This is a genomic window from Microseira wollei NIES-4236 (assembly GCF_020521235.1).
GTDB lineage: Bacteria > Cyanobacteriota > Cyanobacteriia > Cyanobacteriales > Aerosakkonemataceae > Microseira > Microseira wollei.
On sequence record NZ_BLAY01000181.1, the window covers coordinates 1 to 20,539 of the forward strand.

At 47.2% G+C, this 20,539-nt stretch carries 19 protein-coding genes and 1 pseudogene; 6 read left to right on the forward strand and 14 right to left on the reverse strand.

The genetic code is table 11. From position 1 onward, the window contains the following. Nucleotides 1–295 precede the first annotated feature (295 nt). The 5 genes from MiSe_RS38950 to MiSe_RS38970 all read right to left on the reverse strand — a co-directional run bounded on the left by MiSe_RS38950 (nucleotide 296) and on the right by MiSe_RS38970 (nucleotide 7,395). Entirely contained in the window at nucleotides 296–751 is a 456-nt protein-coding gene (locus MiSe_RS38950; protein ID WP_226590788.1) for a transposase, read from the reverse strand. After that, on the reverse strand, nucleotides 738–929 hold the full coding sequence (locus MiSe_RS38955) for a hypothetical protein (protein WP_226590791.1): 192 nt from the start codon (nucleotides 927–929) through the stop codon (nucleotides 738–740). The genes MiSe_RS38950 and MiSe_RS38955 overlap by 14 nt, the downstream gene beginning before the upstream one ends. Nucleotides 930–948: 19 nt before the next feature. Then, a complete protein-coding gene (locus MiSe_RS38960; protein WP_226590793.1) occupies nucleotides 949–3,093 on the reverse strand; it encodes a putative bifunctional diguanylate cyclase/phosphodiesterase in 2,145 nt (714 codons plus the stop codon). A gap of 160 nt (nucleotides 3,094–3,253) precedes the next feature. Beyond that, on the reverse strand, nucleotides 3,254–3,709 hold the full coding sequence (locus MiSe_RS38965) for a response regulator (protein ID WP_226590795.1): 456 nt from the start codon (nucleotides 3,707–3,709) through the stop codon (nucleotides 3,254–3,256). 53 nt (nucleotides 3,710–3,762) lie between these two features. Next, nucleotides 3,763–7,395, reverse strand: a complete 3,633-nt coding sequence (locus tag MiSe_RS38970; protein ID WP_226590798.1) for a PAS domain S-box protein — start codon at nucleotides 7,393–7,395, stop codon at nucleotides 3,763–3,765. A gap of 600 nt (nucleotides 7,396–7,995) precedes the next feature. On the opposite strand from MiSe_RS38970, the gene MiSe_RS38975 reads away from it, so the two are divergent. Next, complete coding sequence (locus tag MiSe_RS38975; protein WP_226590800.1) at nucleotides 7,996–8,700, forward strand: uracil-DNA glycosylase; 705 nt, start codon at nucleotides 7,996–7,998, stop codon at nucleotides 8,698–8,700. A 135-nt stretch (nucleotides 8,701–8,835) separates the two neighbouring features. Here the strand turns inward: MiSe_RS38975 and MiSe_RS38980 are convergent, their stop codons facing one another. From MiSe_RS38980 to MiSe_RS39000, 5 genes are all read right to left on the reverse strand, one after another. Then, nucleotides 8,836–9,009, reverse strand: a complete 174-nt coding sequence (locus MiSe_RS38980; RefSeq protein ID WP_226590803.1) for a hypothetical protein — start codon at nucleotides 9,007–9,009, stop codon at nucleotides 8,836–8,838. A gap of 74 nt (nucleotides 9,010–9,083) precedes the next feature. Further along, on the reverse strand, nucleotides 9,084–9,710 hold the full coding sequence (locus MiSe_RS38985; RefSeq protein WP_226590806.1) for a hypothetical protein: 627 nt from the start codon (nucleotides 9,708–9,710) through the stop codon (nucleotides 9,084–9,086). Continuing rightward, nucleotides 9,707–10,246, reverse strand: coding sequence for a hypothetical protein (locus MiSe_RS38990; RefSeq protein ID WP_444980611.1), 540 nt, complete (start codon nucleotides 10,244–10,246; stop codon nucleotides 9,707–9,709). The genes MiSe_RS38985 and MiSe_RS38990 overlap by 4 nt, the downstream gene beginning before the upstream one ends. Continuing rightward, a complete protein-coding gene (locus tag MiSe_RS38995) occupies nucleotides 10,246–11,478 on the reverse strand; it encodes an AAA family ATPase (protein ID WP_226590812.1) in 1,233 nt (410 codons plus the stop codon). Before MiSe_RS38995 ends, MiSe_RS38990 begins: the two co-directional genes overlap by 1 nt. A 39-nt stretch (nucleotides 11,479–11,517) precedes the next feature. Next, nucleotides 11,518–12,906, reverse strand: a complete 1,389-nt coding sequence (locus MiSe_RS39000; protein WP_226590814.1) for an RNA-guided endonuclease InsQ/TnpB family protein — start codon at nucleotides 12,904–12,906, stop codon at nucleotides 11,518–11,520. A 77-nt stretch (nucleotides 12,907–12,983) separates the two neighbouring features. On the opposite strand from MiSe_RS39000, the pseudogene tnpA reads away from it, so the two are divergent. After that, nucleotides 12,984–13,400: pseudogene (gene tnpA, locus MiSe_RS39005) on the forward strand (IS200/IS605 family transposase). A gap of 84 nt (nucleotides 13,401–13,484) precedes the next feature. On the opposite strand, the gene pyrF reads toward tnpA, so the two are convergent. After that, the gene (pyrF, locus tag MiSe_RS39010; RefSeq protein ID WP_226590816.1) at nucleotides 13,485–14,195 is read right to left on the reverse strand and encodes an orotidine-5'-phosphate decarboxylase; all 711 of its coding nucleotides are present in this window, start codon (nucleotides 14,193–14,195) and stop codon (nucleotides 13,485–13,487) included. A 79-nt stretch (nucleotides 14,196–14,274) separates the two neighbouring features. Continuing rightward, nucleotides 14,275–15,456, reverse strand: a complete 1,182-nt coding sequence (gene tyrS / locus MiSe_RS39015; RefSeq protein WP_444980612.1) for a tyrosine--tRNA ligase — start codon at nucleotides 15,454–15,456, stop codon at nucleotides 14,275–14,277. Nucleotides 15,457–15,854: 398 nt separating this feature from the next. On the opposite strand from tyrS, the gene MiSe_RS39020 reads away from it, so the two are divergent. After that, nucleotides 15,855–17,783 (forward strand): transglycosylase domain-containing protein, encoded by a 1,929-nt coding sequence (locus MiSe_RS39020; RefSeq protein ID WP_226590817.1) that lies wholly within the window; start codon nucleotides 15,855–15,857, stop codon nucleotides 17,781–17,783. 83 nt (nucleotides 17,784–17,866) lie between these two features. Here the strand turns inward: MiSe_RS39020 and MiSe_RS39025 are convergent, their stop codons facing one another. Then, the gene (locus MiSe_RS39025) at nucleotides 17,867–18,190 is read right to left on the reverse strand and encodes a DUF1825 family protein (protein WP_226590829.1); all 324 of its coding nucleotides are present in this window, start codon (nucleotides 18,188–18,190) and stop codon (nucleotides 17,867–17,869) included. Between the two features lie 200 nt (nucleotides 18,191–18,390). Between MiSe_RS39025 and MiSe_RS39030 the strand changes: the two genes are divergently transcribed. Both MiSe_RS39030 and MiSe_RS39035 read left to right on the forward strand, forming a co-directional pair. Further along, the gene (locus MiSe_RS39030) at nucleotides 18,391–18,768 is read left to right on the forward strand and encodes an NINE protein (protein WP_226590819.1); all 378 of its coding nucleotides are present in this window, start codon (nucleotides 18,391–18,393) and stop codon (nucleotides 18,766–18,768) included. 204 nt (nucleotides 18,769–18,972) lie between these two features. Then, nucleotides 18,973–19,521 carry a ComEA family DNA-binding protein gene (locus MiSe_RS39035; RefSeq protein ID WP_226590821.1) on the forward strand — a complete coding sequence of 183 codons (549 nt, stop codon included), beginning with the start codon at nucleotides 18,973–18,975 and terminating at the stop codon, nucleotides 19,519–19,521. Between the two features lie 66 nt (nucleotides 19,522–19,587). Here the strand turns inward: MiSe_RS39035 and lepB are convergent, their stop codons facing one another. Then, on the reverse strand, nucleotides 19,588–20,190 hold the full coding sequence (gene lepB, locus MiSe_RS39040; RefSeq protein WP_226590832.1) for a signal peptidase I: 603 nt from the start codon (nucleotides 20,188–20,190) through the stop codon (nucleotides 19,588–19,590). Between the two features lie 87 nt (nucleotides 20,191–20,277). On the opposite strand from lepB, the gene MiSe_RS39045 reads away from it, so the two are divergent. Further along, the coding region (locus MiSe_RS39045; protein WP_226590823.1) for a hypothetical protein at nucleotides 20,278–20,539 on the forward strand (262 nt) is incomplete at its 3' end.

The window sequence follows — 20,539 nt, forward strand, 5'->3', positions numbered from 1 at the left end:
GCACTTGAGGGGGAGGACTTGACTCACGGAGTCTCACCTCCAAATGTAACCAGTTATCACCAGTCTCATTAACTGGGTTAACCGTCCCGTAAGCTTTTCAGCTACTTTAGGTTAAACGAATCGCACAACACCAGTTGTAATGACATCTGAGCATATTTATCCATTGCTCCAGCGAGCTTTGGGTAATGTTTGGCCTCAATTTGTCAACGTAATTTCTCAGCAATTTGCGTCGAGAGATTAGATAGTTTCTGCGACAATACTACTTTGATTCTTGTTTGGTTTCAAGCAATAGAAACTAAACTTTAAATTTGTCAATCAAGACAAATTCGCTCGATGTCAGTCTCACGCGGTCACCCCGGTCTAAAGACACGGGGTTAGAGCGAACCACTCTATAAGGCACTACATAACGTCCATCGGCTTTGTCTTTGTAGCCAGGTATCTTAGGTTCCGACAGAAACTTCTCAGGCGATTTGCGGTATTCCCGGAGCGCTGCAAAGTAGCCAGTCCAGCACTTAACCACTCGCTTGACAATCTGCTTACTGACTTTGGTTGGTAGTGCCGAGTAAGCATCAGAGTCTTTGGTCAGATGGTAGAGGTCATTGAGTCCCCATGCCTTGTGTTCTGCAAAGAATCGCTGCCTACAGTGGTAATTGGACAGGTTGTAGAGATTCTTTGCCTTGAAGCTGAGGTCGTCAATCTCTGTCCAGTGCTGATGATTTTTGTCAATGACGTGACGCTCAAATAGCCTCATGCTCCGCCTCCTTCTTTGCCTTGCGGCGCAAGGCAGAACGTTTGCCATAAATCTTGGCTGAACAAGAGGACATGAGCGAAATGATATCCTCTACCAATTCAGCCTCGTATGGTTTAGGCAGCGACTCTGCCACCCACTCAATTGCCACGCCATGACTTTGAAAGAATATCTGATACATAGCCAGATTGAACTCCTACTTAATTTTTAATTTTTAATTTTTCACCAATTAAATCTGTTGCCGCCTTGCTATCCAAAGGTTTAGACAAAAAGTTACCCTGCCCGCACTGACACTGTAAACTTCGCAGTTGGTACATCTGCTCGGCTGTTTCCACCCCTTCTGCAATCACGTCCAGTCCTAGATTATGAGCCAAATTTACAATTGTTCGCACTACCTCGCTGCTTTCATTACCCAGACTGAGACGACTGACAAAAGAACGGTCTATCTTCAAGGTATCAAGAGGCCATTGGTGCAGGCGACTGAGGGAAGAATAGCCCGTACCGAAGTCATCAATAGACAATTGTATTTGCCGAGCTTTGAGTTGGTCTAAAACCGCTGGTGCAACTTCGGCGATTTCCATGAAAATTGTTTCGGTCAACTCGAGTTTTAATCGACTCCCCTCCAAGCCGGTTTCTTGTAAGATGCGATCGATCTGGTCGATCAAATCGGGTTGTACCAATTGCAACCCTGCCAGGTTAACGCTGATCGTCAAGCAACTGGCAGAAGGAAATTGCTTTTGCCAACAGCCAAGTTGACGACAAGCTTCCCGCAGCACCCAACTTCCCAAAGGCAAAATCAAACCCGTTTCTTCAGCGGCGGGAATAAAGTCGCCTGGGGAAACTAAACCCATTTGGGGATGATTCCAGCGTACCAGCGCCTCGAAGCCGGTCAGCCTTCCGGTGAACAGGGATACGATGGGTTGGTAGTGCAGCAGTAGCTCTTGGCGTTCGATTCCTCGTCGCAAGTCGGCTTCCAATTCCAAGCGTGCCAGTGCGTGGGCGTGCATTGAGGCGTCAAAGACAGCCGAGCAACCCTTACCCTTTCGCTTTGCGTAGTACATCGCCGTATCAGCAGCCCTTAAAAAGTCTTCGGGTCGGTCATAATTGGTCGTAGACGCAATGGGGGAATTACCTGCGATCGCAATGCCAATGCTAGCCGTGGTGAACACCTCGCGCCCTTCGAGATGAAACGGCATCGCGATACTGGTGTGAATCTTCTGTGCAATGCGTTGCACTTGCGCCACATCTTCGAGTTGGGTTATTAGCAGGGCAAACTCGTCGATCCCAACCCGCGCCACCATATCTGTAATTCCCAAACTTCGCACGAGCCGAGCTGCGGTAGCGCTCAGCAGTTCATCTGCAACTAGGTGTCCCAGACTGTATTTAATCACATCGAAGCGATCCAAATCTAGGAACATAACTGCAAATAAAGCTTCTGACAAGTCTTGCAAGTCTTGCTTGCTCCGGCGATCGAGTAGCTGTCCCAAATTTTCCAGGAATAAAGTCCGGTTGGGCAAGCCTGTGAGGGGGTCATAAAATGCATAAAATCGCAGTTGCTCTTCGGCTTGTTTGCGCTCGGTGATATCGTGGCAATTAACGACGACGCCTTTTACACTTGGATCGTCGAGCAGGTTGGTAGCAACCGCTTCTAGAAAACACAAGCTACCGTTGCGACGGAAGAGGCGACATTCAATCGCAGCTTGACTGATTCTGGGTTGTTTGAGACTGCGCTTCATCGTTGCGATCGCTAGGGACACGTCTTCTGGATAAATATAATCCAGGCACTTTTTTCCCAGCAGTTCTTCGGTTTTATATCCAAAAATCCGCTGTTGCGAGGGGCTGATATAGCGAAAAATCCCGTCTTTGTCCACAATTACAACGATATCCGTGGCGTTTTCAATCAGCGCCCTGAAGCGTTGCTCGCTTTCTCTGCGCCTCGCTTCCGCCAGCTGGTTTTGCCGTCGCACGGCGGCTTCGCGCAACTCCCGTTCTACCGCCGGTATCAAGCGGGCGAGGTTGTCTTTCATCACGTAGTCGTGAGCGCCTGCTTTCATCGCCGCCACCGCCGCATCCTCGCCAATGTAGCCGGAGATGATAATAAATGGCAGGTCTAATCCGGTTTCCTGCAACAGCTTTAACGCGTCTGGGGCGCTGAATTTTGGCAGCGAATAATCGGAAATCACCAGATCCCATTCATGCAGAACCAGCTGGTTCTGCATTGCCGCCGCTGTTTCCACCCGCTCTAAGAACAGCTTGTAACCTGTACGTCGCAACTCCCGCATTAACAATAAAGCGTCTTCTTCACAATCTTCCACTAGCAGCACTCGTAGATGCGTCTGACTCATAAAATTTCTCCTTTACTTGGGGGATTGGGCTGTTTAGGCATCGGTTGCGGTTATCAGTACTTTTGGTGCAAGTTGGGGCAGAATTTTCTCCTTTAGCGACCATATCTCCCTCATCTTTACCCAATACACCATGTTCAATGCCCTCTCTCCCCATTACTTTTCACGATGGCGGTGCTTCATTTAACACTAGCCAATACAACCCTAATTGCTGTACTGCTTGGGCGAATTCTGCATAATCCACGGGTTTGCGGACGTAGCTGTTGGCTCTGAGGCTATAGCTGTGCAGTCGGTCTTTTTCCTCTGCTGATGTGGTAAGAATCACCACGGGTAACAAATGCGTGCGATCGTTTGCCCGCAATTGCCGCAATACTTCTAACCCATCGATTTTGGGTAGCTTCAAATCCAGTAATATCAGCTGGGGCATGACGCTCAAATCCCTACCGGCATAGTTGCCCGTACCGAACAGATAATCCAACGCTTCCACACCATCGCTGACTACTACCACTTCGCTCTTGACGGTGCTGTGTCGCAGCGCCCGCAGCGTCAGCATCTGGTCGTCCGGATTGTCTTCTACCAATAAAATGATTTTTTTGCCGATCGAGTAAATTGGTGCCATCACCATCCGGTGAATAGGTTTTAGGTAGATAGGTTATTATTATTTTCCACCTATTACCCATTCAGGGTGAAATAAAAGCTAGCTCCTTTTTCTACTTCGGCACTAGCCCAGATTTGACCCCCGTGGCGATGAATGATGCGCTGTACGGTTGCTAGACCAATGCCGTTGCCTTCAAATTCTGTGCTGCTGTGCAGGCGCTGGAAGGGGGCAAACAGTTTTTCGGCATAATTCATCTCAAAACCCGCACCGTCGTCGCGCACGTAGTATGTCGGGTCTGGGGCATTGGGCATTAAAGATGTTTCCCCATGCTGCAAAACGCCGAATTCGATGCGGGCGCTGTTATGCTTGCTGGTGTATTTCCAGGCGTTGCCGAGTAAGTTTTCTAGTGCCACCCGCAGCAGTTTGGCGTCTCCCTGGACTTGGATGCCTGGGGTGATGTGAAACTCAACTTGCCTTTCGGGTTGGGTTGCTTGCAGTTCGCTGCAAATTGATTGCGCGATCGCGCTTAAATCTACGCTGGCTAATCCCATCTGCGAGCGCGTAATCCGCGATAAACTCAGCAAGTCATCTATTAGCTGTCCCATGCGCCCCGTAGCAGCACACACTCGCCGCAGGTAATCTTTCCCCACTTCGTCGAGAACCTCGCTGTAGTCTTCTTGCAGCGCCAGAGAAAAGCCGTTGATGCTCCGCAGCGGACTTCGCAAGTCGTGAGACACTGAATAACAAAATGCTTCCAGTTCTTTGTTCGCCGCGTTAAGTTCTACGTTTCGTCGCTGCAAATCTTCGTTAAGTTTTTTAACTTCTGCTTCCGTTCGCTTTTGTTCTGTGATATCATTATTAATTTCCAAAATTGCCGATGGCTGTCCGTATTCGTCATGCCACAGAGTCCAGCGGCTGGCTACAGTAATTTTTTCGCCGCTGCGCTTGGTATGAATCAGTTCTCCTTGCCAATGTCCCGATGCGCGTAACTGCCGATCGATAGCCGCTAAAGATACAGGAAATTGGGTTTGCAACAGGACGTGGACATTTTCGCCAATAGCTTCTTCTTTCGTCCATCCGTAGAGGTTTTGGGCGCCAGTATTCCAATAGGTAATTGTATGGGACAGGTCGCGGATGGCAATCGTGTCGTTAGCCAAATCGATCACCTGAGCGTGCTTTTTGAGTTCTTGCTCGGCTTTGCGGCGCTCGATTAGCTCGCGTTCGGCTCGTTGGTGGGCATTCCACAGTTCGGCGGTGCGCTTGGCGACTTTAGTTTCTAATTCTTCATTATCTTTTTGCAGTGCGGCTTTAGCAAGCTGACGATCGGTTACGTCTACGCCAATTGCCCACATTTCCCATCCGGGAATGGGGAATTTCTGGGAAATATTCGACCAGGCAATTGTTTTTACCTTTCCATCTTTGCAAGTAATTTCCCATTCCCAATTGCGGTAGTTATTGCCCCGCTCGGCGCATAAAGTCTGCATCGAAGTGCGATAGGATTCATTGGGATATAGTAGTTCCCAGGCATTAGGGTTGCCGACAATTTCGCTACTGGTAAAACCTGTGATGCGTTCGCATTCTTTGTTCCAAACTATAAATCTGCCTTGCTCGTCTAAAGCATTGAGCATTACGGGCATGTTTTCTAACACGGTACGCAGGCGATCTTGACTTTGACGCCATGCTTGTTCGATGCGCTTGCGATCGCTAATATCCAGCACAAAGGCGACACAAGTATCGGGATATCCTTCCACCAGCGCCGCCCCTATCAGCACCGCAACGCGACTGCCATCAGGACGGAGGTATTCTTTCTCGAAGGGGGTACAAATTCCACAATTCTTCAATTCCTCAAGCGCTTGTTGATCGACATGGCAATATTCTGGTGGGGTAATTTCGTTCCACCGTAATTTTCGGGCATACAATTCCTCTCTGGTGCGACCGACTGTTGTTAAAAAAGCATCATTGGCTTGTGTAATGTTACCATGTATGTCGCAGACAATCGCGCCGATGATATTAGAATCAACCAAGCGCCTAAAGCGGGCTTCGCTTTCTTGCAACGCTGATTCGGTGGCTTTTTGCTCGGTGATATCGCGGGTAATCGTGGCAATTGCGATCGCGCACCCTGTCTGAGAATCTTTAATCGGGAAACTGTTGTGATGAACGGCAATGGGTGCATTCGTTTGAAAATGCCGCAAGCGATATTCACCGCAAAAATTGCCTTTTTCCATCATCCCTGGCAACACAACATTTCTGTAGTTGTCGATGTCTTCCGGCATGAGGTAGTCAAATATTTGGGTAGATTTGGCTGATTCGTTGCTGTTAAGTCCAACCAATTTTTGCCCGGCTTCGTTCACAAATAGAATTTTCCCTTCTAGGGAGGCGATGCTGATAAAGTCGGGGCTATTTTCGATTAGGGATATAAACTGCTGTCGCTCTTGTTCGGCAATTTTGCGATCGCGTATATCCACTAATAATGCAATGCTGCCAATAATCTTGCCGTTGGAATCTTTTAGGGGAGCCATCCAAACGCTCACATCAATTAACGAACCGTCCTTTCTTTGGCGACTTAATTCCAACGCTGTTTCAGTTGCACCCTGCAAAGTAGCGCGGAATCTATTCTGGAATTGTTGCTGTTCTTCGACGGGAACAATGGGGAGAAGTTTGCCCAAAACTTCTGCTTCCTTCCAACCAAAAAGTCTCTCGGCAGCAGGGTTCCACGTAGTAACGTTAGCGTTGGTATCGAGGGTAATAATGCCCAAGGGCGAAGTTTGAATTAAGGTTTGCAGAGTTTGATTGGTAGCGCGCAGCTGTTCTTCTGCTTGCTTGCGTTGCATCAACGAACCCAGCTGCAAAGCAACCGAGGAAACTAGCCTCACCAGCGTTGGATCTTCTGCACGCCTTTCTACTGTAAAAAATATCAGCACCGCTAACACTTGGTCATCCGCCAGGATAGGCACGCCAAAACCGGCTTTAATCCCGCATTCCTTAGCCATATTCGCACGGCTAGACCAACTGAGGGGTTGAATAGAAACATCTTGATTCCATTCTGGCTGTTTGGTAGCCCAAACTCGCCCCGGTATCCCAACACCGGGTGGAAATGCCAATCCCTCGCTGATGCGGCGGAAGAGTTTGAGTTTTGCCAAACGGTTGTATCCAACGGCACTGCATGTAATTTCCCCACCGTTGGCAGATGGAATCCATACTTCTCCATATTCCCAGCCAGTAGTTTCGCATACTTGGCTTAGGGTGACTTCTAGGGCGCGATTGAGATCTTTAGCATCGTTAATTGCTTTGGTAAGAGATTGGTATAGCAGCAGTTGTGCTTCTGTCTGTTTTTGTTCGGTAATTTCTCTAGCGATCGCATAACTGCATCCATCTTGATATCGCGAGTAGTTCCAAGACAACCACCTATAGCTGCCATCCTTATGGCGGTAACGATTTTCAAACCGCAACAGATCTTGCTCCTTGCATGTTTCGCTGGCGCTCAAGCTGGATTCTACATCATCGGGATGGACGAATTCGATCCAAGGGCGCGATCTCAACTCGCCTGTTGTCCAGCCTAAAATTCTTTTCCAGGCTGGATTCACTAGCTTAAAATACCCATCTTGTCCAACAACACAGAACAAGTCTAGCGACATGTGGAAAAACTTTTCCATTGCGGCTGCTGCTGTCAATGTTGCGTTTTGTTTACCTAGCTGTAGATTTATCATCTTCTTCTATTAATTCTTTAATTTAATTTGTACCACTACCTAAAAACGTGGAGTGACAAAATAGCTAAGATCAACACTCTTTGGTCATAGACAAAAAAGACAAAGCGGACTCTTCCTCCCTACCAAGACAGGGGCGGTAGCAAAGTTGCTAGGTACTTCCATCGCTTTTAAAAGTTTTGCAACAGGTTACGTCAGTATTTCCACTAAAGCTAAAGGGCGCAATTTAAACTAGAGTTGTTGGTAGGTTGCCCTTTGACCCCACATCCTCCCTTTTGCAGATGTAATAATAATTACTAAACAAGTAAGGTCACGCTCATCGTCGCCAGCTTTTAATGCTATTCAACTTGCTGTTTAATTTAAGCTGAACTAAGTTAAGAAACGGTAAAATTTATGGCAAAAAACACTATTATCAACTTAATTTAATTTTTTTGTCTCTATCTGAAGAAAGAAATTCACGGCTATCGCCGATTCAGCGTGGGGAAGAGGAGGGGGGGACGCTGCCGACGCGGGGAATGGGGAAGATGGGGAAGATGGGGAAATAATTACTTCTACTTCATCATCTCCATCATCTCCATCATCTCGCTTTTTTTGTATAAAATTATGCCTAGCGAAGAACAACCGAGTCTGTTTGACCTATCAACATTCGGTGAATCAACCCCAAAGGTAAATTTCCCACCAGATTTGATTCCCACGAATGGCAAAATTCCTATTCCTCCCGGCACTTATCAAACCATGACCGAGATGGCGATACATTGCAACAGGTGCCACCGATGTGACTTAGGAGACAACCGTACCCACGCAGTCATCGGACGGGGCAATATGCAAGCAGATGTGATGATTGTAGGGGAAGGTCCTGGTCAAAATGAAGATGAAACAGGATTGCCTTTTGTGGGTAAAGCCGGACAACTGCTAGAGAAAATTCTAGCGTCTGTAGGGATAGATAGCGATCGCGATGTTTATATCTGCAATGCAGTCAAGTGTCGCCCACCCGAAAACCGAGTTCCGACTGCTGAAGAAATAGCAGCTTGTAAACCCTATCTTCTAGAACAAATTCGCATGGTAGACCCGAAAATTATTCTGCTGACCGGCGCGACTGCTGTACGCAGTTTGCTCAACGAGAAGCGGGGTATTACAAAAATTCGCGGTCTTTGGATGGAGTGGGAAGGACGTTTATGTATGCCAATTCTTCACCCCGCTTATCTGTTGAGAAATCCTTCAAAAGAACGCGGCAGTCCCAAGTGGTTAATGTGGCAAGATATCCAAGCAGTGCGTGCAAAAATCGATGAAATTGGTGGTAATAACTAGAGTTGCTAGTTATAAACATTGGGCGTTGCTAATTGCTAATTGTTAATTGCTAATTGCTAATTCCGAGAGAGCTTCGTAAGCATTTTTCCTGATCGATCCATTAGCCATTAGCCATTAGCCGCGCGTTTGAGATAACTAGCAACTTGAGTTAATAGGTAATGGGTAATGGGTAATGGGTAATAAAACATCAGACAAGATTGCACCCATTACCTTCACGCCTGGAGAGGGGCGGGCACCGACGCCCACCCCACAAGAATTTTTCTCACTTTGTGGGGTGGGCATCCTGCCCGCCCCAGATATTGTTGCCATCTTGTCCATATTCCCCCATTAGCAATTACCAATTAGCAATTAGCAATTAGCAATTAGCAATTACCAATTACCAATCACCAATTTCCCGGTCGGATAACACCAGCACGACAATCCCGCAACCAGATTTGAATTGCTTGACCGATAACACCTTGACTGCTTTCCCGTGGCGCTGTAGGCGGGCGTTCATCTGGGTATAATCCGGTTTGGGAAAACATCATTGCTAGTAGCCAACCCCTGTCAGTTTTAGTTAAAAATAGCCAGTGATATTGCTGGAGTAGAACGGGTTTATTACCTACGTACTGTCGTTCTAAAGTGGTAATAAAAACTTGCCGCAGGTCTTCTGAATTAGAGTCGGGTGCAGCTTGAGTATATTCGCCGGGGCCAAGGGTGAGGGGTTCAAACTCTGGGCGTCCGGCTAAAATTACATAACTGTAAACCTCAACACTTCTACTGCGACGCCTTGCCCTTTGGGTGACGCGATTCGCATAGCTGGGTAAATCCCGCAGCAGCAGAGTAATTAATGTTTCTAGTTCTGCGGGACACTCAATCGGGCGTCGGGCATTGGGTATTTCGCTGATTGGCTGCTTTTCTGTACTTAGGACTGTAGAACTTAAAACTTGGGAGAATGCAAACGGTAAACAAAAAGCAGCCAGAAGAAATTTCCTGACAGATGGCGAGTGAGTGGTGACTGCTAACTTCAAATTTGCTGCTGTTTTCTGACTGCACGGGCAATTAGGGGAGCGTTTTTTTCCAGTCCTTCCAGCGTCAGGTTGCCATCAAGGTAGAGTTGATACCATTGCTGGCGCTGGCGCTGTAAAGTAAATTCTGCTCTTTGACGTTGTTCTGGGGGAACTTTATCTGTTAATACTAGCTGGAGGGAAGGAAGGATGATTTCAAACCAGTCTTCTCCCACTTGAAATGGATCTAGTATTTGGTCGTCGAGAGTACCTTTGCTGCTATTAATCCAAGCAGAAGCATAGGGGTAATTGTTCCATTCGTAGGCTAAATGGCGATAATTTTCGCAGCAGAGGTAATGGTCTACTGTACCGACGGGTTCGTACATGACCCAATAGCCGCAGAGGTTGCCAAAACCATCGGCTAAATTGGTTTTGAATGGCGACCAATAATCTCTGGGTCTTCTTTTTGGCTCTGGATTTTTGGCTAACCAATTATTCCCCGGTTGTCGCGCCTTTTGCTCGAATTCTGGTGGTTCTGCTGGAGGGTTAAATCCCATCATCACTGATGCGCCGACCTTTTGACAATCCATCTGGGCAAAAAGGGGTCGTGTCCCGGAAGAAGTCGTTCGAGTTCTTGCTGAATTTGTGAGGGAGTTCTCAAGTTTTCTGGAAAGGTATTCATGCGATCGCTACGCATCCAAGCTTCTGCTGCTTCAATAGCGATTTCTGCTTCTTTGGAACGCGCCTGTTTGAGTCCGAATATTTCTGAGGTTAGCCAGCCGACTGTATCTCCTTGTTTGGTCCAGGTAACCTCGTTAAGTGTGACTTCTTGCCCCGGCAATTCAAATAAAAATAATCGGTCTATTTCTCGTTCAAATATCGGTTCTAATGAAGCCAGCACAAGGGGAGAATGGGTCGTAGCGAATGCTTGAATTTTCATCTGTTGCTCCCAGCTTGTAGCTACTTCTAAAACGGCTGGCATAATTGCTCGTTGCCACTGGGGATGGAGATGAGATTCAACTTCATCTATTAGCAAAAAAATTTGGTCTACAGGTTGTTTTTTCCGCAATTTAGATGCTTGCAGGTGTTCGTACCAAGTCCAAACCAGTAAATAAGCAAGTCCTAAAATGCGCTTTATTCCGGCTGAGGCATGGATGACTGGTACTGTCCCATAGGGCATTTTTATTGTGGGAATATCCCGTACATCTTCAACTGAAACCCGCGTTGGTTCTCCAGGTTCCATCGATTCATTGGGATGGGGTGAAAGTTGCCCAATAACGCGAGATAAAAGTTGAAAAGTCAATCGGTCTGGTTGGTTCTGCCACTTGACCCAATCTTGGATCAGACCGTTACATAGAACTTTGTCGCGCTCGTCTTTTAATCCATGCCAAAGGGTGTTGTTACTAAAATGATAAGCGTTTGAAAGATTGCGGGCTGAGTCGAAAACAGAAAATCCACCATCGACGCGGACATAAACGATTAAACTCCCCAGTGAACCAGGCCAAGTCAGGTCACGCCATTTTTGTTGCTCAAAATCAAAAGAGCTGAGAAAGGTTTTGGATTCACCAGTTGTTTTATTGATGAAGTTACAGGAAATTTGGGGTGTTTCTTCAGTTAGTTGTGGAAAGGCGGGATTATCTACCCAGGTTCCGGTTAGAGAATACCAGATTACATCCAATAAAAAGGTTTTTCCTAAACCATTATCGCCTGTAAAAATATTCAATCTTTCGCCAATTTCTACATCAAATTGAGCCGCAGGGCCGACTCGCTTCAGGTGCAGTTCTGTCAACATTTGATTATCCCCTTTGCTATTCACGCAACAGAAGGTGAACTACCTACGCTTCCGTGAACTACCTAGTGTAGGCTTCTGCAATTCCCGAAAGAATCGCAGAACTTCCATCGCGGTACTATCGGTATGTGACACCTTTATTTTCCCGCTACGGCTGTTTAAAGTCAGGAACAGTCCCAGCCCGACTCTTTTTATGTTGACTGCGGCATTAATGTCGCGGTCAACCCAGATATTTTCTACTTCATCCCAATATTCTCTGATACCGCAATTAGCAAACACAGCCTGATCGCGGTACGAAAGATATTGAGAGGTGTAGGCAGGATTTACAGGCAACACCCTAGCCCCAGCTTTTGCGGCTATGTATTCTAGGGTTTGAAATGCTTGTCCTATCGCAGCATCAAGCCACGACTTGTTTAACCCCGACTTTGCTGTCTGACCATTATCAAGAAACTTCCCCGATTCATCCTGTTTTGCCTTGTTACTTAGGGTCAGATTTCTAATTTCCAATTCTTCATGGAAAAAGACCTTCTTGCCAGTTTTTACCAGTTTGTGAGCGGTTTTAAAAGCATGGTCTTTTCTCGCCCTAGCAATACGCTGATGAATGCGGGCTTCTCGCTTGGCTAACTTTCGCCGCCTGTTAGAGCCTCTTTTCCTGGCTGACTTGCGCTGAGATACTTGCGCTAATTTATCAGCGGACTTTCGGAAAGATTTTAACGATTCAATTTTATTTCCATCAGAGGTAGCCAAGTAGTCATCGCCAAAAAGGACGGCATCTATACCAAGCGAATTATCCCAAGTCGGGGCGAGATCGTCCGGCGTAAACTCTGGCACTCCTGAATCTTCTACGCATAAATTTACATACCATCCGTCCGCCTTTTTGATCGCCTGAACGGTCTTAAGCTTAAATCCACGTGGCAGCCGTCGATGTAAGCGAATTTGAACGCCACCAATAAATGGCAATTTTAATATGCGATTGACAATATCAATCCACTCATTTTTAGCTTGTGGAAACTTAAACGAACGGTAATCTGCCTCGGTCTTGTAGCGAGGTCTACCGCTACGAAACCCGGTGCTGTCTCCTTTGACATACCGCTCCATTGCCTTTTTTAGGCGAGACGTGTAAACATCTTGCAAAACAGTTGAGTAAACACCACTTAGATCGAGCAATTCACCTGACCATTTTACAGTTACCAAATCTTTTTTTAGTTCTGGCAACTGCGCCTTAAGGTCTGTCAAATAAGGATTGTCTGCTAGTTCTGGTAAATGACAAATTAGCGGACAAGCGTTTATAGGGCAACGGTTTCTATCCCACCAATCCAAACACTGACCTAACCAACGATTGTAGAGGTAGCGACAAATTCTTAACCACTTGTTCATTTTCTCGATTTGAGCCGTAAATGGATAAATACGGTATTGATAGTTAAGTTTCATGTCCCTACCTCACTTCGACCTTAATGAGTGTCGCTGCTGCAAAATACACTGATTCTAGCAGAGTTTTCGGAAAGCTTGTGAGAAATGATTTTGTACACAAGGGTCGTGAGGTTAGCGATCTTAAAGTTCACCATGTTTTGACAACCAAATACAGACGCAAAGCTTTTACAGCAGAAATGCTTGCTCGTTTGCACAACATCTTGGAAGAGTTGCTCTTAAAGTGGGATTGCCAGCTGGTAGAGTTTAACGGCGAATCCGACCAGGTTCACGTACTTTTTCAGTACCATCGAGATATCGCACTTAGCAATCTGGTAAACAACATTAAATCCGTAACTTCTCGCTTGCCTTAGACAAGCGGAAAGCGGATCTCCGGGCATCAATATACTGGAAAGATGTTTTCTCCAATGGCTCTTATGCAAGTCGCCAGCTGTGGCGGCGTTACTATATCAACTCTTCGTCAGTATATTGAGAATCAATCGCATCCCGACAATTGATCGATTTGGGCGACTCCGTACCGGAGTCGCCCCCACGATTCATCCCACACTGACCCGATAGGGCAGTGTGGGATGAATCGTGGATCAAGCTAATTCTTCGCAAATGCGGTTAAAAGCTGCTGCTGGATCGGTGGCGGCGGTGATGGGGCGTCCGATCACGAGGTAGTCGGCACCTGCTTTGAGGGCGGATGCGGGAGTAAGCGATCGCTTCTGATCCCCCTTATCCGCCCACTCAGGTCGCACTCCTGGACAAACTAATACAAACTCCTCCCCGCAAACTTGCCGCAATTGTTGCGCCTCCTGGGGCGAACATACAGCACCATCTAACCCGCTTTCTTGCGCCAGCAGCGCCATTTGTAAGGCATATTCTGGCAATTCTAAGGGAATTTTGAGGTCAAAGGCTAAATCCCTGGCGTTTAAACTCGTCAATAGCGTAATGGCAATCAGTTTGGGCGGTTTTTGTCTTTTTGCTTCTGCCCCCGCCTCTAGGGCTGCTTTAGCCGCCTGTAGCGCGTTTTTTCCGGCAGTCGCGTGGATCGTGATTAAATCAACACCATAACCGGCTGCGGCACGACAAGCACCCGCGACGGTGTTAGGGATATCGTGAAATTTCAGATCCAGGAAAATACGCTTTTGTCGGTCTTTTAGGATACTAAGAATTTGGGGGCCAGTACTGACAAATAACTCTAGCCCGACTTTGAAGAAACGTACCTCGTCCAGTTGGTCGATCAGGGCGATCGCATCTGCTGCTGTGGGCACGTCTAAAGGTACGATAATCCGTTCGGCGACTAACATCTACTGATTTGGGATTTGAGATTTTAGATTTCAGATTTAATCAAATTAGAAATCTGAAATCTACCATTGGCGATTGTGTTCACGGCATCAGACGGACAAACTTACTTTTGCCAACCTGTAAGATCCGTCCGTCGAGAAACTCCCGTGTATCAAAAGTGAGGTTGATGTCGGTAATTTTATCGCCATCCAGGCGCACCGCCCCGGATTGAATCTTCTCCCGCGATTCTCGATTGCTGGAACAAAGTTTACTAGCGCCGAGAAGGTTAACCAACTTGGCGGGAAACTGCAGCGCAGAAAGCGAAAATTCGGGTAAAGATTGGCTTTCCGTAGCCTTTTCGGCGTCTTGGGCAGCTTGTTTACCGTGGTATTGAGAGACGATCTCAAAGGCGAGGAGTTTTTGGCGCTCGCGCGGATTTTCTGGCAATCTATCCAAAGGCAGATTTGTCAGCAATTCAAAATACTGCTCTAGTAAATTATCCGGAATCTTTTGCAGCTTTTGATACATGTCGCTGGGGTGTTCCCTCAAACCCACATAGTTACCCAGGGACTTGGACATTTTTTGCCCGCCATCGGTGCCGATTAAAATCGGCGTCAACACTCCAAACTGGGGCGATAGACCAAAGTGTCGCTGCAAATCCCGCCCCACGGCAATATTAAACTTTTGGTCGGTGCCGCCCAACTCGACATCAGCTTGAACTGCTACCGAGTCGTATCCTTGCATCAACGGGTAGAGAAATTCGTGCAAGTAAATCGGGTTTTCTTTCTGATAACGTTCGGCAAACCCTTCTTTTGCCAGCATCTGCCCCACCGTCATCGTCCCCAGCAATTCTAGAATCTTTGCCAGATCTAGGGAAGATAGCCATTCCGAGTTATAGCGAACTGAAAGACGCCCTGGCGTGTCAAAATCCAAAATTGGGCGGACTTGATCGAGATAAGTTTGGGCATTTTTTGCTACCTGTTCCGGCGTTAGTTGCTGGCGCACTTCTGATTTTCCGGTCGGATCGCCGATGCGTGCGGTAAAATCGCCAATTATCAGGACAGCTGTATGACCGGCATCCTGAAATGCTCGCATTTTCCGGACGGGGATACTATGACCTAAATGGATATCGCTACCCGTGGGGTCAATTCCCAACTTGACCCGCAGCGGTCGGTCGGTTTGAATTAAACGTTGAATCAGGTTCTCGTCAGCATTTTCCCCATCGGGTTTGTGGGGAAAAATCTCGCTGACGCCCCGATGCAGCCACGCGAAGTTTTCATTCATACTTGTAGATTGAGGGGAGGTCATAGTTCGCAAATGCTCAGTTTGGTTTGCCAGGGTCGATTCAGCCAGATATCTGGTAAACTCAACGACTGTCTGGTTAATTTCACCCTTACAGGTTGACATCACAATTCAGTAGCAGCCAGACTACTCACTATAACTGCATTCGTTGCCCAATTATCCATGCCACTGCCACCAAATTTGCCAAATGTGCCTCTTCCCCAAGATATCCCTAAGGCGGATGACTATACTTTTTTGGCAATATAAGTCGTATCGGGGTGCTAGTATTCAATCCCATGACCAAAACAGCGTTGAGAATCTTGCTGTCACGATAATAAATCGCTTACTAAGTTACGCTTTATTTCATTTTTGGTTGTTTTCGTTGAGGAAGTCAAATCGCCGTGTCGTCTAACACGCTCCGACAAAAGCAATCCGGCAACATTGCCTCTGGTTTTGAATTTGTTCAAACCGTTGCCAAGGTAACTGGCGGGACTCTTCTGGGCATTACCATGCTCACCAGTTCGATTGTAGCTGGGGGATTGGTAGGCTTAGCCATTAGCTTTCGCAATCTGCCGGATGTGAGAGTTCTGCGTACCTACGCTCCCACAGAAACAACTCACATTTACGGTCTCAAGGGCGACCTATTAACCAGCGTCCACGGCGAAGCTAACCGGGAAGTGGTGCCCCTAAACAGAATTTCTCCCGAACTCAAACGCGCGGTGCTGGCAATTGAAGATAGCCACTTCTACTTCCACCACGGGATTAACCCCAGCAGCGTCGGACGTGCTGTGAAAGCCAACTGGCAGAAGGGGGATGTGGTGGAAGGCGGTTCGACGCTGACGATGCAGTTGGTGAAAAACCTGTTTTTGTCTCACAAGCGTGCTTTTAGCCGCAAGGTAGCAGAAGCTGTCCTGGCAATACGCTTGGAGCAAATTCTCACCAAAGACCAGATTATGGAGTTGTACCTGAATCAGGTTTATTGGGGGCATAACAACTATGGGGTAGAAACTGCCGCCGAAAGCTATTTTGGCAAGTCAGCTGCCAAGTTAAATTTGGCAGAAGCGTCGATGATGGCGGGTTTGATTCAAGCGCCTGAAGAGTACAGTCCCTTCATCAACTATAAGGTGGCAAAACAGCGACAAGCGCTGGTTTTGAGCCGCATGAGAGAACTGGCGTGGATTACGCCCGCCCAAGAAGCTGCTGCCCGCAAACAACCCTTGAAACTCGGTAAAGTTACTTCATTCCAGACTTCCCAGCTGCCTTACGTCACCGATGCGGTCAAGCAGGAGTTGATTCAACGCTTTGGTCGCGATGCGGTGCAAAAAGGCGGGATGCGCGTTCAAACTACGATCGATACAAACTTCCAACGGATGGCGGAAGAATTTATCGCTCGCGAACACTGGAGACTGCAACGTCGCGGACTCTGGAAAACCGAACTGGCACTGGTAGCGGTCGATCCCCGCACCCATTTTGTCAAGGCGATGGTAGGGGGTTCGGATTACGAAAAGAGTCAGTTTAACCGCGCAATTCAAGCCCGACGCCAACCCGGATCTGCGTTTAAGCCGTTTGTTTACTACGCGGCGTTTGCGACGGGCAGGTATACGCCGTATTCAACTGTCTACGATACGCCGGTGAGCTACCGGGATGGGGACGGCTGGTACAGACCAAGAAACTATGACAATTCCTTCGGCGGTGCGATGAGCATTCGCGCTGCTTTGGAAGTTTCTCGCAATATTCCGGCGGTGAAGCTGGGCCGCGCCGTAGGATTGGATAAAGTGATTGAGGTGTGTCGCACCCTGGGAATTAAGAGTCCGATGGAACCCGTAACTTCTTTACCCCTGGGTGCAATTGGACTGACGCCGTTAGAAATGGCCTCAGCCTATGCTACTTTCGCAGCAAATGGGTGGCAGTCGGATACAACTTTTATCGTTCAGGTGACCGATACTCAGGGTCAGGTGATTCTGGATAATACACCCAAACCCAAACTCGTTCTCGATCCTTGGGCAGCTGCTTCGATGAATAGCGTGCTGCGGAGCGTAGTTGTTTCGGGTACTGGGAAAGAGGCGCAAATCGGTCGTCCCGCTGCTGGCAAAACCGGGACAACTTCCGCTGAACGCGATGTTTGGTTTGTTGGCTACGTACCCCAGCTATCTGTGGCGATTTGGGTCGGTCGAGATGACAACCGACGCTTGGCATATGGGGTGACGGGCGGTCAATATGCGGCCCCAATCTGGCGTAATTTTATGTACCGAGCGTTGGATGGCGTTCCGGTGGAATATTTCCGACCCGCTTCCGACTTTAAGCGTCCTCGTCGTTGGAACAGGGACTAGGGACTAGGGGCTAGGGCTAGTCTTTTTCCTCTGGGCTACTACTTTAATTTAATTTTTAATCGTCCCTATTCCCTAGCCCCTATCTATGGCTGTTTTTCTAGTTCGGACTTCATCCGCTCTAGAGTTGAATGCATTTGGTCAAACATTTGCTGCGGCGTGACGCCAAATTGACCCAGCTGGGTTTTGAGTTGCTGTACAGTCATCTGCGCCATGAAGTCATCGGAAAGTTCAAAGCGCTTCATGAAGACGCGGTAGCGCTCCATCATGGCTTCCATTTGCTCGATAAACAGCTTTTTGCCCTCGCGGTCAAATTTTCCGTAGTTATTGCCTAGTTGGATGAGGGATTGATAATCCTCAAATAGCTGTTTGGCTTCTTGCTGAACGATCTCAGAGTCAAAAAATCCCATTGCGCTTCCATTTAACAGAATATTATCAATTGGTCGATATTCAAAGGCTTCTGCTACCATTCTAGTCCAGCCCTCATGGGCGTTCAAATTATTTTTGGGTTGGTCAGGAGCGATTGCAGCAGTCTTTCCTCAATCAGGTATTATTGCCGATCCCATTCCCCCTGCCAACCAGCCTCTAGAGTTAAAAGTGCGATCCTAGCATGTTAAGCAAGCCCAAAAGTCGAAAAATTGCTGCCATTCTGGCTTTCGCCGGGACGTTCATCCCCATAGCGGGACTCCACAAGTTTTATTTGGGTCAACCCCTGTGGGGAGTTTTATACTTACTTCTATCCCCGACGCCTATTCCCCACGTCGCCAGTGCGATTGAAGGATTTTGGTATTTAGTCCTTTCTGCCGATCAGTTTGACCGCAATTTCAATCTCGATGGTGGAGAAAATGCACTTAAATCGACGCTAGACTCACAACGGATGAATGCACTTGCCGATGGTTTGCGCCAGTTAGAACTCCTGCGCCAAGAAGGGTTGATTTCCGAATACGAATTTGAGCAAAAACGCCGACAATTACTGGAAAGATTTTAGATTGGGTAATGGCTAATGGCTGGCTAATGGCTGGCTAATGGCTGGTTTAAAAATTATATTTACTGTACTGGTTTTGGCATTTCAGCTTTAATATTTGGGTAAAAGCAACAGTTTTTCTGCCCGAAGGCAAAAGCCCCTACCACCAATTAGCAATTAGCAATTAGCAATTAGCAATTACCAATTACCAATTCCCAATTACCCACTATGAAATTGTTTAATTGGCTAGCACCTTTTAGAAATATACCTCGTTCTCAGTCGTTGCGCCATCGCCTTCTTAACGATCCTTACTATCGAATGCAGTCCCTGGAAGAAATTGCGCTCGCTTCGTCTTTAGGTATCAAAATAGACGCAAATCAAGCCACGGTAGATGATTGGTTGCGCTTACCAGGATTGTCGATTCATCAGGCGCGATCGCTTGTAGAACTCAGTCACGCTGGTGTTTGTTTTTACTGCCTCGAAGATGTTGCCGCTGCCTTGGGCTTGCCCGTCGCCAGTTTAAAATATTTAGAACCAGTTTTAAGCTTCTATTACTACGACGATGAAAGTATTTATACAACAAATCTGCGTATCAATCCTAACACAGCTTCGGTAGAAATGCTGACCCAAATTCCCATTATTGACTTGTTTCTGGCTCAAGCGATCGTGCAAAATCGCTCCGCAGGTGGTCAATATCGCAATCTAGCAGATCTGCAACGCCGTTTATCCTTACCAGGGGATACGATCGGCAAACTAATGCACTATCTAAGATTTTAGCTAATAGCTAATAGCTAATTGTCATATCAAACTATTAGCAATTAGCAATTAGCAATTAGCAAAATTCTACCCAAATAAGCCGATACGATTGAGAGGCCAGAAGCGAAAAAAGGCTCTACCAATAACATTTTGTTTCGGTAAAAAACCCCAAACATGGGAATCTCTGCTATTATTTCGGTTATCACCCATGACAAAAAGATTATTTTCTGGTACTTCTATTGACGGCCCTTCTATTAGCGGCCATTGATAGTTTGGAGGTTCGGCTATATACTTTTCATCTAAAGGTTTTTGATTGATATAAACTTTGCCGTTTTTGACGCTTACTTGTTGTCCTGGTTCGCCAATTACCCGTTTGATGAATGCCTGATCTTTACCATATCCCTCAAGTTCGAGTTTAGTTTGCAAAGGTGCGGGAGGTTCAAAGACGATGATGTCGCCCTTGGCGGGTGGATGGAAGCGGTAGGAGATTTTTTCCACGATTAAGCGATCGCCCACCTGTAACGTAGGTAGCATAGACTCTGAGGGAATGTAGCGCGGTTCTGCCACAAAAATGCGAATCAGCAGCGCCAGACTCAAAGCAATCGCCAGAATTTGGACATTTTCCCGGACTTGATTGCCGAAGCGCACCCAACGCGGCGTTTCTGGTAACTCTTTTTCGTTTATATCCATTGACGTTTTCAGGAATGGTGCAACCGATAGGAGTAGGGGCACGGCATTTTACAATCTTTTGGTAGCAATCAAAAGTTATTGGGCGCCGTGCCCCTATCTGCATTGAAAATCATACCCTACCTGGAGCGCCAGAAGGGGAGGACGCGGGGACGCAAAGACGCGGGGACGCGGGGAATGAAGATGGGGAAGAAATTACCCTCTTCCTCATCTCCATCACCTTCATCACCTTTCCTTCTGGGTGCCGCCCCATTCCCTCAATCAATTTCCAGCTTACGGGGCACGGCATTTTACAATCTTTGGGTAAAATCAAAATTTATCCTGGCCGTGCTACTACAAGATCGCAGGATTT

Excerpts from the sequence above, each read along its gene's own strand:
- MiSe_RS38950 (WP_226590788.1), bottom strand. The coding sequence starts at position 751 with ATGAGGCTATTTGAGCGTCACGTCATTGACAAAAATCATCAGCACTGG.
- MiSe_RS38955 (WP_226590791.1), bottom strand. The coding sequence starts at position 929 with ATGTATCAGATATTCTTTCAAAGTCATGGCGTGGCAATTGAGTGGGTG.
- MiSe_RS38960 (WP_226590793.1), bottom strand. The coding sequence starts at position 3,093 with ATGAGTCAGACGCATCTACGAGTGCTGCTAGTGGAAGATTGTGAAGAA.
- MiSe_RS38965 (WP_226590795.1), bottom strand. The coding sequence starts at position 3,709 with ATGGCACCAATTTACTCGATCGGCAAAAAAATCATTTTATTGGTAGAA.
- MiSe_RS38970 (WP_226590798.1), bottom strand. The coding sequence starts at position 7,395 with ATGATAAATCTACAGCTAGGTAAACAAAACGCAACATTGACAGCAGCA.
- MiSe_RS38975 (WP_226590800.1), top strand. The coding sequence starts at position 7,996 with ATGCCTAGCGAAGAACAACCGAGTCTGTTTGACCTATCAACATTCGGT.
- MiSe_RS38980 (WP_226590803.1), bottom strand. The coding sequence starts at position 9,009 with ATGGCAACAATATCTGGGGCGGGCAGGATGCCCACCCCACAAAGTGAG.
- MiSe_RS38990 (WP_444980611.1), bottom strand. The coding sequence starts at position 10,246 with ATGATGGGATTTAACCCTCCAGCAGAACCACCAGAATTCGAGCAAAAG.
- MiSe_RS38995 (WP_226590812.1), bottom strand. The coding sequence starts at position 11,478 with ATGTTGACAGAACTGCACCTGAAGCGAGTCGGCCCTGCGGCTCAATTT.
- MiSe_RS39000 (WP_226590814.1), bottom strand. The coding sequence starts at position 12,906 with ATGAAACTTAACTATCAATACCGTATTTATCCATTTACGGCTCAAATC.
- pyrF (WP_226590816.1), bottom strand. The coding sequence starts at position 14,195 with ATGTTAGTCGCCGAACGGATTATCGTACCTTTAGACGTGCCCACAGCA.
- tyrS (WP_444980612.1), bottom strand. The coding sequence starts at position 15,456 with ATGAATGAAAACTTCGCGTGGCTGCATCGGGGCGTCAGCGAGATTTTT.
- MiSe_RS39025 (WP_226590829.1), bottom strand. The coding sequence starts at position 18,190 with ATGGGATTTTTTGACTCTGAGATCGTTCAGCAAGAAGCCAAACAGCTA.
- MiSe_RS39030 (WP_226590819.1), top strand. The coding sequence starts at position 18,391 with ATGTTAAGCAAGCCCAAAAGTCGAAAAATTGCTGCCATTCTGGCTTTC.
- MiSe_RS39035 (WP_226590821.1), top strand. The coding sequence starts at position 18,973 with ATGAAATTGTTTAATTGGCTAGCACCTTTTAGAAATATACCTCGTTCT.
- lepB (WP_226590832.1), bottom strand. The coding sequence starts at position 20,190 with ATGGATATAAACGAAAAAGAGTTACCAGAAACGCCGCGTTGGGTGCGC.